Source organism: Thermovirga sp., from assembly GCF_017656375.1.
Taxonomy (GTDB): Bacteria; Synergistota; Synergistia; order Synergistales; family Thermovirgaceae; genus Thermovirga.
Genome location: NZ_JACDOB010000034.1, coordinates 1 through 11,484, shown reverse-complemented (window position 1 = coordinate 11,484; position 11,484 = coordinate 1). Strand labels below are relative to the sequence as shown.

Genomic DNA, 11,484 nt, shown 5'->3' with positions numbered 1-11,484 from the left:
CCAACTTTACACTCTTTATCTTAATTTTGAACTGAACAAGAAAGCAGGGGAGGTTTTATTCTCTCACTTTTCCTGGAAAGAAGCCTTCTCTTCTCATCGCTTCCTTTGAAGCTCTGTTACTCGGGCCGTCTCCCCTGGCTACAAAAACTCCGACATTTTCACCAACCGCTTCTTGTATCTCTGAAACATCTCTATGCTTAAATCCTGGACAAAGAAGGATCGAGTGAATGCCCTCCTCTTTGACAACCTTTTTGCATACTTCAATTGCTTGCGCCTGATCTTTGACCACTACTACAAAAAGCTTATAGTACTTGGGCGTTTCGATGACACATCTATACTTCTCTGCATCCGCATCAGGGGCATGAGCGAGGAACAGTACTTTAAATGCCATACTTATCACCTCCTATTGTGATTTTTTACGAAAGGGCTTAGGCATTTCACTTAACTCTCTCATTTACGAACTGTTCGCATATACATCCTTCTTGACGACCGATATTTTTGTCCTTTCGCTCATATTACACTTTCCTTTAAAAGGCTATCGATGGGCTTTTGCTGCTAATGTAGAAGGGCCTATATTTCGTTCTGTCTACCGAGGTAATGTAAAAACATAATGGGGAAAGCGGCCGTCTCTCCTTTGTAGAAGTAACCCGCCACAATATTATTATACCAGCGCTTTTGCGTTTTACTTCAACTACGATGAAGTACTGTGGGAGGTGAGGCGCCTGTTGGCAAAAAGAGATTTTGCGCAAAATAACAAGTTGGCCTTCAAGAAAGAGATTGCACATCCGGCTAGCATGGTCTTGGAAATGCTTCTGTTCTGCCAGGGTATCAACGAAAGGGCAAATGGGGAGAGAAAAAAAGGCCCCGCTGGGTTATCCCGACGGGGCTTTTACCAAAAAAGAACCGCCAACGTTGGCGGATTAAATTCTGGCTCCTCGGGCAGGACTCGAACCTGCAACCTAGTGGTTAACAGCCACCCGCTCTGCCTATTGAGCTACCGAGGAGTGTGGCTTCTTCTTTGGAGGCGGCACCCGGATTCGAACCGGGGATAAAGGATTTGCAGTCCTCTGCCTTACCCCTTGGCTATGCCGCCGTAAACTAAAATGGAGCGGAAGACGGGATTCGAACCCGCGACCCCAACCTTGGCAAGGTTGTGCTCTACCACTGAGCTACTTCCGCATCGCTATCTCAATGGTGGCGAGACCCAGAATCGAACTGGGGACACGCGGATTTTCAGTCCGCTGCTCTACCTACTGAGCTATCTCGCCTCTTAAGGCTCTCATAAAATGGCGGGGCTGACGAGACTTGAACTCGCGACCTCCGGCGTGACAGGCCGGCGCTCTAACCAACTGAGCTACAACCCCGCGTTCTATATAAAAAACCGTATCAGGTACTTTCTGGTGGGCGAAATAGGGATCGAACCTATGACCCCCTGCTTGTAAGGCAGGTGCTCTCCCGCTGAGCTATTCGCCCTTAAATTCCCTCAACGCGTTAGGTAGTATAGCGACCTGTGCTTTTCCTGTCAACACCCTTCATGGTAAAATTTTTACAGAAATTTTTATCGCATGTTTGGACCTCTCCTTAAAATTTTAACAAGGAGGCCCCTTTAGTGAAACATGCTGCTCCGTCTTTTGTGTCTTCTCTGCTAGTGGTGTGCTTGGCTTTTTTCGCTCCCATAATTTCTCACTCCGTAAAGAAAATGGTCGTCCCACTGGTAGTAGTAGAGATTCTAGGGGGGTATAATATTCAGCAAAAGCGGTTTCAACCTAATAAGGCCATTAGAAATCCTATGTACTGGCGGTATTTGTAAAATCCAATAACCCATCAACAAAAGAAACGGCATTTTGTCCCAATATGGCTTTTTTAGCCTCGTCATCCAAACCCGAAGCATCCATTAGCTTCATATATCTTTCCACAGACAAAAGTGGGAAATCGCTGCCATACAAAATTTTATCTATTACTCCCGCAGCCTTCATGGCAGCAAAAATCTTATTATCATACAGGAACGGTAATGCAGCCGTATCATACCTGGCATTCTGAAGGGAAACCCTCATCTCAGGCATCAATTCATATTGCCAAAGCCCCCCACCTAAATGAGCAAAAATAACCTTGACCTCCGGGTGGTTCATGCAGAATTGGGCAGCCTCTTTGGGGCCTGTATTGCCCTTGCCCGGATAGCCGTGCCCTACCTGCTCTGCCGTGTGAAGTAAAAGCACCATATGGTTGTCGAAGCAGGCCTCCGCAAGCCTCCAAGTTTGCCTGAAGTCTGTAACATCGAAAACCTGGCCATCAGGGAAAAGCTCCCCAACACCAAGCATTCCTGCTTTTTTGCACCTTGCAATCTCATCATCAAACCCGCGCCTTACCGGGTTGACCACACAAAAACCCTCTAACCTGCCTTTATATCTGTTTACGGCCTCTATAAGATAATCATTGCAGTAAGCACACAACCCCTGGTCCCTAAAGGCAAAGGTAGTAACCCAACTTTTGCTTATGCCACTCTTATCCATCTTTTCAATCAAGTCCTCTGCAGTGGCCCATTTGTGTACTTTACCCGAAGCCAATAATTTAAAGTACGGTTCTTTTTGAGCTATTTTTTCCCAATCTTTAATTACCTCTGGTGGATAAATATGCACGTGGGAGTCAATTATCATGGTACACCCTCCATTTAACAGCGCTGATGCAATTATAACGCCAGTTAGGGCTTTTCAGAAAAGCTTTTTTTAGCTTCCGTGACTTTGTTATGAGCGGCTCTTGTAGGCTCAGGTAAGCGATATTTGGTACAACAGGCAAGAACTATCTCAACAGCACTCCTAACGGAAACCTTATGGCCTGGGCTTATATAAAGGGGCTTCACGCCTGTGCGGCTTCTCAAGACTGTGCCTATAACCTCTTCTGTAGCTTCGTCTACAAGAGGAACAAAACTGCCCTTTTCTTTTGGCAGGTCATTATGTCTTCCCACCAGACGGCTCTTTGCCACCCCTATGGTAGGAACATCAAGTAAAACACCTAAATGCGAGGCCAAGCCTATTCGCCTTGGGTGAGCAATTCCTGCTCCATCAACTAGCCATATATCTGGTAGCAACGTAAGCCCTTCAACGACTTCAAGAATAACTGGAATTTCCCTAAAAGAGAGGAACCCTGGAACATAAGGGATATCAACATCCATATAAGCTACTGACTCATCCATTACTGTCCAAGATCTACGATCGAATATCACCGCCGCGGCACAAGCCTTAGAAGGGCCTTTGTGCCTTGAATAAGAGACATCTAAACCTCCAACTAATGTCCACTCTTTTGTAAAAGAATCCTCCAGCAGCACCTTCTTCGAGAGGTTTTGCTGGAGGACCTTAAGTTTTTTCCAATCTATATGGGATGCCGAATTCAATTCTACTACTCTCCTCTTTATTTAACTTTCCAATAAACAACCTTTACTCCTGTAGAGCCAGTTGTGCCTACTCCTGTACCTGTACCTACTGGATCCAAAACCCCTTCTATTTTATAAACGACATTCCCTTCCTCATCAAATATTATCAAATCCCCTTTAGAATTTATGGTCATTCCGGCAAAATGGTGTTCCGTATCGTCTATATAAGCATCGTCTGGAAGACTTACGTTACCCCTTGAACGCTCAAGCCCTGCAATATAACCCATATCAAGGGTGTACAACCTGCTGAGCTCTCCCTCTTCACTGTAAAGTGCCTGGTACAGGACATAGTTTGCAAAAAGCGGCGATGCTGCCAATTCATTAAAGTCATAAGCATTTCCCCCATGACCCGTTTGAAGCTGAACCATGGCAACACCATATTCTAAAAGCCTCAACTTTGTATCTCCACTTTGCCCTTGGGCTCCTTGTGTATTTAACTCCGTTATACCGTTTTCACTAATATAGCTTAAATTTACAATGAGGAGACCATAGGTATCATGAGGCTGTCCTATTCCAGGGTAATCCAAAGGAGCTGTAGCTGCTAAATAAGTGTCTCCGTTTATGTATGCTATGTCAAAATCTGTGATCGGGGGCGCCGGGTACTCATGTCCTTCGTTAGTATAGACAGTGAATAATTTCTCTGGGACTTTCTCCTCCAGCGTCTTCTCCGGATCGTTTAGATCCCATTTCCAGAAAGTACCATTTGAAAGATATACGTACACATCGCTTAGGACAGGTAAGCCACCTTCGCCCGGGTACGCTGCAAGCATTCTTGAGGGGTACCACTTCTCAAAATTATACATGTAAGTTTCTTCAGGAGGTAATGTTTCTGCAACTTCGTCATCCTCAAAATTACCGCTGCTCATTACCTCTCCCGTTAAGGGGTCGGCATTTATCCACATATATCTATTGTTTTTGTCTATGGCCACCATTAACAAATGCCATGTCCTAGCCCCATCTTCTTCCGTAAAGCCAATCATTGGCTTGGAAGTCATAAACTTCAAATTGGAATAATCAGAAGGATTTATATTGCCTCCAGGCGCATTTTGAACAACCACATTATCCAAGGAAGCATTCTCTTCTCTCGTGGCATACATGTTGGTCACAGACCACAGGGGCACCGGATTTAATGGGTCGGTCACATCTATAGCATATATACCGAAAATCCTTCCTTCATCCGTAACAGTAGGTGCATTTGCCGGCTGTGGGCTGCCTTCCACATCCCAGTTGGATCCAATTTTGTTAACCTGTCTAGTCCCCACCCCAGTAGTCCCAACCAAAATTCTTTTCCAGTTGCCTTCTGAATCTTCAACATCATGAACATAAACGGGCCCATCCAAAATGGTCATCCTGCTGTAAACATCATCATTCTCAAACCTTACCTGATGATAAATTCCCTGCTGAAAGGCAGGAAAAGGCATCATAGACCATACCCGTTTCACAGTAATTTGCTGGTCAGAAGGCGTCGATGCCGCTTCACTCTCATCCACCTCGAAACAATTAAGCATACCTTGATTGGTCGGCAAAAACACATAGACTTTCCCTACCCATGCACTTGGAACCGAATTCTCATCGACAAAGTACGTCATCCAATTGTCTTCAGCCCACATAGTTAGTGGAGGGGCATGGCCAGAATCAGCCAATTCAATGCCATCAGCATCTCCTTTCAGAAAATCTAGCCACTCACTGTAACTTAACCACGAATCGAAATCCTGATTAGGATAATTTGCACTTTCATATGACATCCAATCTTCGTCGTACTCAGGTATAACTGCACTATCCCGCAAATCATCCTTTATTCCAGATAGCGCGCTTGGGAAATCCTTCATCGTTGTTCCTTTAACGTACCAGTATTCCTGATTTAAATCATCCAAATCAATATTGGCTTTTCTAAAGGATTCAGTCTCAGTTTGGATCATTATATAAAGGTTGGATAGCCAAAAAGTCTCATTTCCTTCCATAGGATCAAAAGTGACCCAGGAAATTACGTCTCGCCCTATGCTAGTAAAGGAATAAGGCTCCCATACATTATACTGAGCAGTTTTTTGGGGCCATAAGGGCCATTTAGCTTTATCGGAGACGACAACGTCACTTGAGCCTCCTGTTGCTTCATATGTTCCTGTTACAACGGATGTTTCCCCTGCTTCCACTTCTACTGTTATGTCCGATGGAGTGTTATATCCATCAACACTTGTAAAGTGTATAGTGTAATATATTTCATCTTTTGTATTAACCTCTACAGTCTCACCTGAACGTTTCAAATCTCCTGCCTTCAAATACCAACGCGCACTATCCCTTACTTCTTCTGGGTCAATAGTCACTTGAATATAGCCCCATTTAGGGCCAGCAAACACCATAGAGCTTTCTGCAAGCAACAATATGACTAAAACTCCCAGCAATATTCCCCACAAAACATTTTTCCTAATAGTTTTCATTATTTATTCACCACCACCATGGCCTCGGCAGTAAGGCCATTATCGCCCTTCACAGCCGTGGACCTTATAAGGTACCTGTGCTCTCCCGCTCCTCCTCCTAAGGATAGTAAGCGCCCAGGGTCTATAATAGCGGACGTTCCGCCAGGCAAGGCCGTTGTTGCCCCGCCTCCCCCGGCTCCCCATCCTCCCGGATACTGAGGAGGCAGTTCCTCACTTAAACTCTGCCCACTACCTAAAACGTAATTACAATCAAATATCTTTACCTCTACATTTATCTCAGGTGCAACAGTAAACGTTATGGGACCAAGAAGTGTTCCATCGTCAAGTTGGGCATAGATGTCTTCAATGTTCCCCTCGTACGTAAGTGCATCTTGCTCCAGGTCATCCTTGTTCTCCCACAGAAGGCTCATCGCCTTTTCAACTCCCTGTTGAGCAGCATTATAAAGCTCCATATGTGTTATAGACTCTTGTGTTGTAGAGTGCATATTTTCAACTACATACATTGCTATCGCCACCAAAACACCACCGAAGAGAAGGATCACCAAAGCCAACGGCAATGCCATGCCCTTTTCACGCTGTTTAACCCTCAATTTCTTACCCTCCATTCTCTCCTGATGACCGACAAATGGTAATGCCTGGCCTCCTCAGGGATGCTAAGGGGATTCCCATCTTCGTCTTCCCATCCCGGGATGTTCTCCGGTGATATCAAGACTCCCTTACGAGTATTGCCTCGTGCCAAAATTGCCACAGTGAGGACCCTTGCCTCATCATCCCAATAGAATGCACAATCCACTATTCCCTCCACTATTGGCTGAGGAGATTGCCTCGTAAGGTCTTCGGCATAAAACTTGTCTCCTGACACATACGCTTTCAAAAACCTCACGTAATGCATTTCGTCGTTTGCTGGAAGGAAACCTTTAAGTTTAGGCTCCAAAGTAATCGTGCTTCCCGAAATCCCCTTTACCAGAAAAACCCTGCCATACGAAGGAAAAGTAACCCATCCTTCCGTTGTGCTTCCGCCATTGGCTTCTATCTTGTCCTCATCAACATTGGAGGAAAGCTCCACATCCACGTCCACTCCGTATTCACAGTCACAAGAAGCTGTAGTATAAAGTCCAGATGGCAGTGCGTATGCAACCGCAAGTACTCTGTCACCACTTGTTACATTTACTGCCTGCGAAAAGCCCACAAGCTCCGAACTATGTGAGCCATTCAGAAGCTCGTAGAAATTTGTTCCAAAATCAGTACTGGCTGCCCCTGCTGCAGGCATCCCCAATCCCGCATGTAAAACCCTGTTTTCAAGATATGTAGCCACCATGATTCCGCGCTGGCGAGCCATTGAAAGGTCATCTGCCTGTTCGAAATGAAAAACATAAGTTGAGGCAAGAACCATTATGGCGCCTGTTATAATACTCAAAAGCACCATGGTTATGAGCAGTTCCACTAAAGTAAATCCTTTTGCTTTATTCCCTTTTCCCATATTCCCTCTCCGCTTCCACAGTACGCTCACCTAAAACCCCTCTCCAGGTAGCGTTAGCTGTGACCGTCTTTATTTCTTTGGCCGTATCCTCAGATACTACCCAACTTAAGGTGTATTTCTCCCCAACCTGTTCGCTTCCGCTTACGATATCTCCATAATCTAGGCCTTCAAGACCGTCAAGCTTACCAACAACCAACCCAATAGCTGTCTCTCTGTCTACAGAGTGAGACAGCAACATAGTAGTAGATACAACCACCGCTGCTAGGGAAAGCAACGCGATCGCCAAGATCATCATCGCTATTAGCACTTCCACTAAGGAAAAGCCTTTTTTCTTTTTCCTTAATTTCCCAATGTAATTTACCATCATAGTGTAATGATAATACCTTTTTTGCTTTTTTTCCAGTACAAATTAAAAAACGGCACACCTGGTGAGGTGTGCCGCAAAGGGTTATAACTATTTCCTAATTAAATTACTTTACTTCTACTTCTGCACCAGCTTCTTCGAGTTTCTTCTTGATCTCTTCGGCTTCTTCCTTGGAAGCGCCTTCTTTGACGGGCTTCGGAGCGTTGTCAACGAGCTCTTTAGCTTCCTTAAGGCCAAGGCCGGTGATCTCACGTACGACCTTGATGGTTGCTATCTTGTTGGAACCAGCAGCCTTGAGAACTACATCAAACTCGGTCTTCTCCTCCTCTGCTGGAGCACCAGCAGCTCCGGGCATGGCACCCATCATTGGCATAGCCATTGCAGGAGCAGCTGCGGAAACACCAAACTTATCCTCAAGAGCCTTTACCAGCTCAGAAAGCTCAAGAACGGTCATAGACTCAATCGCTTCAATAATTTCTTCTTTGGTCAATACCTTTTTTTCTTCTGACATTCTTTATTCCTCCCCATTCCTTCTTAAAATATTGTTTTTAACAAGTTGGTATAACTAGATTTTCAGCCTTCAAGCTGCTATGCAGCTTCTTTCTGATCCTTGATCTGAGAAAGACACGTGACCAAACCTCTCGCAGGGCCAGAAAGAACAGTAACAAGCCCCTGTATCGGAGCAGCCATAGTACCAACAACCTGGGCGAGAAGCACTTCTTTTGGCGGCAGATCGGCCAAAGCCAAAAGCTGCTCCTTCTCAAGGACCTTATCACCAAGAATTCCACCCTTTATGACCAGCGCTTCATTTCCTTTTTCCTTGGCAAAATCTTTCAAAACTTTGGCAACAGCAACAGGGTCCCCATGCACAGCAGTAAAACCATTAGGCCCGCTCATCAGGTCTTCTGGAATCGGGAAGCCTTCCTCCTTGAGTGCAATCTTCATGAGAGTGTTCTTAGCAACTGTCATTTCTCCACCAGCATTGCGTATCTGTGCACGCAACTTGGTGATCTTTTCGACAGTCAGGCCCCTATACTCACACACAAAAACAGCTTGAGCTCCCGTGATCTTCTCGCGCAGCATCTCCACCTTCTGGTAATTAGCTTGAGACGGCATGAACTCACCTCCTTCTAAAAAAATTGTCTCCTGAACACCAAGGCCCAGGAGACAATAAAGGTCAAACCAACTTTTATATTACCTTTTCTCCTGACCTCGGCGGGAAATTAAGCAGTTAACACGCACCCGCTGTCTACGGTCTATATACTTACGTTAACTATATTATCGTATCTATTCAGCTACTTCTTTCTGAGCAGCAGCCACATCTATCTTTATTCCAACACCCATGGTAGGCGCAATAGCTAGGGACTTCACATACTGCCCCTTAGCTGCTGCAGGTTTTGCCTTCAATATGGCACTAAACAAAGCTTTTGCATTCTCGTAAAGCTTTTCTTCTTCAAAACTAGCCTTGCCAAAGGCATTATGCACTATGCCAAACTTGTCGACTCGGAACTCAACTTTACCAGCTTTTATCTCCTTAACTGCCGTGGCCAGATCAAAAGTTACAGTACCGGCTTTAGCAGATGGCATCATACCCCTAGGACCAAGGATCCTACCCAACTTACCTACAGACTTCATCATGTCTGGGGTTGCTATGACAGCTTCAAAATCCAACCATCCGCCTTCTATCTTCTGAACTATATCATCGCTACCAACAAAATCAGCGCCTGCTTCCTCGGCTTCTTTAATTTTCTCCCCACTGGCTATAACCACTACGCGCTTTGTAATACCCGTGCCGTGGGGAAGGACCACTGTGCTCCTCACCTGCTGGTCGGCGTGCCTGGGATCGACTCCTAGCCTTACATGCATCTCAAGACTCTCATCGAACTTTGCCGTCGCCACTTCCCTGGCAAGGGCCACAGCCTCTCTAAGCCCATAAAGCTTGCCTTTATCAACTTTCTCCAAAAGTGCACGATATCTCTTGCTTTTTTTAGCCATCTTCTTTTCCTCCCCGTGGTCCATACGAATCTCTCAACAGATTCTCCCACCAAGTTTTACACTGCTACTTTCTCTTTCTAAAATAAACTATTCCACTACCTCAATACCCATGGATCTTGCAGTACCTTTGATCATTTCCATAGCGGCCTCTATGTCATTGGCGTTTAGGTCTGGTTTTTTGATTTCCGCTATCTCACGAACCTGATCCAGGGTAACCTTGCCCACCTTAACCTTGTTGGGCTCACCAGAGCCCTTCTCAAGGCCTGCTGCTTTTTTGAGCAGCACACTTGCTGGAGGAGTCTTCATCTCGAAAGTGAAGCTCCTATCAGCATAGACAGTTATCACAACAGGGATGATCATTCCCGGCTGATCCGCAGTCTTCGCATTAAACTGCTTACAAAACTCCATAATATTAACACCATGCTGACCCAAAGCGGGACCAACCGGCGGCGCAGGAGTAGCTTTTCCTGCAGGCAATTGCAACTTGATCTGACCTATTACTTTTTTCGCCATTATCGTTGTTCCTCCTCGTCAACCTTAATGAAACGCATCAGTTCCTTACGTCAACAACTAATTACTAATTATTACTAGACCTTCTCAAGGTCATTATAGTCAGCTTCTACTATAGTATCTCGCCCAAAAACTGAGACGGAAAATCTTACCTTGCCCTTGTCCTCCATAACCTCTACCACAGGGCCCGCCTGCCCCTCGAAGGGGCCAGATTTAACCCTTACAGTATCGCCAGGCTGCAAGTCTATCTCTATCTTGGGTTTTGTCAACTCTTTGCCTATTTTACTCATTATCTCGCTTACTTCTCGCTCGGAAAGAGGAATCGGAGAGCTACCCGCCCCCACAAAACCTGTCACTCCTGGTGTGTGCCTCACCACATACCAAGACTGGTCGTCCAATATCATCTCGACCAGAACATAACTCGGAAAAACCTTACGCTTGGTGCGTTTGGTCTTCCCACCCTTAACAGAAACCCTCTCCTCTATGGGCACAAGGACATTAAATATCTTGTCCTCCATCCCCATCGTAGAGACCCTCTGTTCTATATTAGCCTTTACCCTGTTTTCATAACCAGAATAAGTCTGGACGATATACCACCGACGTTCTCTCTTTTCTCCGTTCATCATTCAAAAGGGGGCCTCGGCTGGCCCCCTGTCCTCCTCCACCTTTTCGTTAAGCAAGAATTTTTTCAGACAAAACCCTTAGACGAAATCGGGGTAAGCCACTATCTACCCTATCCAATCACCTTGGAAAATACCGCCGTAAAAACAACGTCTAATACTCCCAAATAGGCCGCAACCATCAAGCTTATTCCTATAACCACCAATGTGGAATACCATACTTGCTTCCGGCTCGGCCATGTGACCTTCTTGAGTTCTGCTTTAGCTTCCCGTATAAAATCCATAATTTTCAAAGTGGACAGCCCCCGTCTTACTGTTCTCTAAAAACTGGCAGGCCCGGCAGGACTCGAACCTGCAACCCCCGGATTTGGAGTCCGGTGCTCTGCCAATTGAGCCACGGACCTGCGTGCGCTGCGTATTCTACACTACTTTGTCTCCTTATGCAAGGTGTGGGTTCCACACCAGCGGCAGAATTTTTTCTTCTCCAGCTTCTTCTGCATCTTTTTCTTGTTAACAGTAGTCACATAATTGCGCCTTTTGCACTGCGTACACTGCAATCCCACTACATCTGCCATTTTGAAGGCCTACCTTTCTACCAATTAGTCCAAAATTTTCGTTACGACACCGGCACCGACAGTACGGCCACCTTCACG

The 11,484-nt window shown here is 45.6% G+C and carries 15 protein-coding genes, 7 tRNA genes and 1 other annotated feature; of the genes, 1 reads left to right on the top strand and 21 read right to left on the bottom strand.

The annotated features are described in order from the left end of the window. Positions 1–55: 55 nt before the first annotated feature. The 7 genes from H0Z23_RS07735 to H0Z23_RS07705 all read right to left on the bottom strand — a co-directional run bounded on the left by H0Z23_RS07735 (position 56) and on the right by H0Z23_RS07705 (position 1,473). Entirely contained in the window at positions 56–391 is a 336-nt protein-coding gene (locus H0Z23_RS07735) for a DUF6506 family protein (RefSeq protein WP_296868863.1), read from the bottom strand. A gap of 537 nt (positions 392–928) precedes the next feature. Further along, positions 929–1,004: transfer RNA gene (locus tag H0Z23_RS07730), tRNA-Asn, on the bottom strand. Between the two features lie 15 nt (positions 1,005–1,019). Further along, positions 1,020–1,093, bottom strand: a tRNA-Cys gene (locus tag H0Z23_RS07725). A gap of 11 nt (positions 1,094–1,104) precedes the next feature. After that, positions 1,105–1,179, bottom strand: a tRNA-Gly gene (locus H0Z23_RS07720). A gap of 13 nt (positions 1,180–1,192) precedes the next feature. Further along, positions 1,193–1,268, bottom strand: a tRNA-Phe gene (locus H0Z23_RS07715). Between the two features lie 19 nt (positions 1,269–1,287). Further along, positions 1,288–1,364: transfer RNA gene (locus H0Z23_RS07710), tRNA-Asp, on the bottom strand. Positions 1,365–1,398: 34 nt separating this feature from the next. Further along, positions 1,399–1,473: transfer RNA gene (locus H0Z23_RS07705), tRNA-Val, on the bottom strand. 136 nt (positions 1,474–1,609) lie between these two features. On the opposite strand from H0Z23_RS07705, the gene H0Z23_RS07700 reads away from it, so the two are divergent. After that, on the top strand, positions 1,610–1,810 hold the full coding sequence (locus H0Z23_RS07700; protein WP_296868861.1) for a hypothetical protein: 201 nt from the start codon (positions 1,610–1,612) through the stop codon (positions 1,808–1,810). On the opposite strand, the gene H0Z23_RS07695 is transcribed toward H0Z23_RS07700, so the two are convergent. The 14 genes from H0Z23_RS07695 to rpmG form a co-directional block, all read right to left on the bottom strand. Further along, complete coding sequence (locus H0Z23_RS07695; protein ID WP_296868859.1) at positions 1,788–2,654, bottom strand: amidohydrolase family protein; 867 nt, start codon at positions 2,652–2,654, stop codon at positions 1,788–1,790. The genes H0Z23_RS07700 and H0Z23_RS07695 overlap by 23 nt on opposite strands. Before the next feature lie 44 nt (positions 2,655–2,698). Beyond that, entirely contained in the window at positions 2,699–3,388 is a 690-nt protein-coding gene (gene nfi, locus H0Z23_RS07690; RefSeq protein WP_296868856.1) for a deoxyribonuclease V, read from the bottom strand. 17 nt (positions 3,389–3,405) lie between these two features. Beyond that, complete coding sequence (locus H0Z23_RS07685) at positions 3,406–5,862, bottom strand: hypothetical protein (protein WP_296868855.1); 2,457 nt, start codon at positions 5,860–5,862, stop codon at positions 3,406–3,408. After that, positions 5,862–6,452: a hypothetical protein gene (locus tag H0Z23_RS07680; RefSeq protein ID WP_296868854.1), complete on the bottom strand. Its 591-nt coding sequence runs from the start codon at positions 6,450–6,452 to the stop codon at positions 5,862–5,864. Before H0Z23_RS07680 ends, H0Z23_RS07685 begins: the two co-directional genes overlap by 1 nt. Further along, a complete protein-coding gene (locus H0Z23_RS07675) occupies positions 6,449–7,342 on the bottom strand; it encodes a type II secretion system protein (protein WP_296868852.1) in 894 nt (297 codons plus the stop codon). The genes H0Z23_RS07680 and H0Z23_RS07675 overlap by 4 nt, the downstream gene beginning before the upstream one ends. Then, positions 7,326–7,709: a prepilin-type N-terminal cleavage/methylation domain-containing protein gene (locus H0Z23_RS07670; protein WP_296868850.1), complete on the bottom strand. Its 384-nt coding sequence runs from the start codon at positions 7,707–7,709 to the stop codon at positions 7,326–7,328. Before H0Z23_RS07670 ends, H0Z23_RS07675 begins: the two co-directional genes overlap by 17 nt. A 103-nt stretch (positions 7,710–7,812) precedes the next feature. After that, complete coding sequence (gene rplL, locus H0Z23_RS07665; RefSeq protein WP_296868866.1) at positions 7,813–8,196, bottom strand: 50S ribosomal protein L7/L12; 384 nt, start codon at positions 8,194–8,196, stop codon at positions 7,813–7,815. Positions 8,197–8,294: 98 nt separating this feature from the next. Continuing rightward, positions 8,295–8,822, bottom strand: a complete 528-nt coding sequence (rplJ, locus tag H0Z23_RS07660) for a 50S ribosomal protein L10 (protein ID WP_296868848.1) — start codon at positions 8,820–8,822, stop codon at positions 8,295–8,297. A gap of 9 nt (positions 8,823–8,831) precedes the next feature. Further along, positions 8,832–8,979 (bottom strand) — a sequence feature (ribosomal protein L10 leader region). A gap of 14 nt (positions 8,980–8,993) precedes the next feature. Next, a complete protein-coding gene (rplA, locus tag H0Z23_RS07655) occupies positions 8,994–9,701 on the bottom strand; it encodes a 50S ribosomal protein L1 (protein WP_296868847.1) in 708 nt (235 codons plus the stop codon). 87 nt (positions 9,702–9,788) lie between these two features. Further along, positions 9,789–10,214, bottom strand: coding sequence for a 50S ribosomal protein L11 (gene rplK, locus H0Z23_RS07650; protein ID WP_014162601.1), 426 nt, complete (start codon positions 10,212–10,214; stop codon positions 9,789–9,791). Positions 10,215–10,288: 74 nt separating this feature from the next. Further along, positions 10,289–10,834 carry a transcription termination/antitermination protein NusG gene (gene nusG / locus H0Z23_RS07645; RefSeq protein WP_296868865.1) on the bottom strand — a complete coding sequence of 182 codons (546 nt, stop codon included), beginning with the start codon at positions 10,832–10,834 and terminating at the stop codon, positions 10,289–10,291. A gap of 110 nt (positions 10,835–10,944) precedes the next feature. Then, positions 10,945–11,115 (bottom strand): preprotein translocase subunit SecE, encoded by a 171-nt coding sequence (secE, locus tag H0Z23_RS07640; protein ID WP_296868844.1) that lies wholly within the window; start codon positions 11,113–11,115, stop codon positions 10,945–10,947. A gap of 44 nt (positions 11,116–11,159) precedes the next feature. Further along, positions 11,160–11,235 (bottom strand) — tRNA-Trp (locus tag H0Z23_RS07635). 21 nt (positions 11,236–11,256) lie between these two features. Beyond that, the gene (gene rpmG, locus H0Z23_RS07630; RefSeq protein WP_014162598.1) at positions 11,257–11,406 is read right to left on the bottom strand and encodes a 50S ribosomal protein L33; all 150 of its coding nucleotides are present in this window, start codon (positions 11,404–11,406) and stop codon (positions 11,257–11,259) included. Positions 11,407–11,484: the final 78 nt, after the last annotated feature.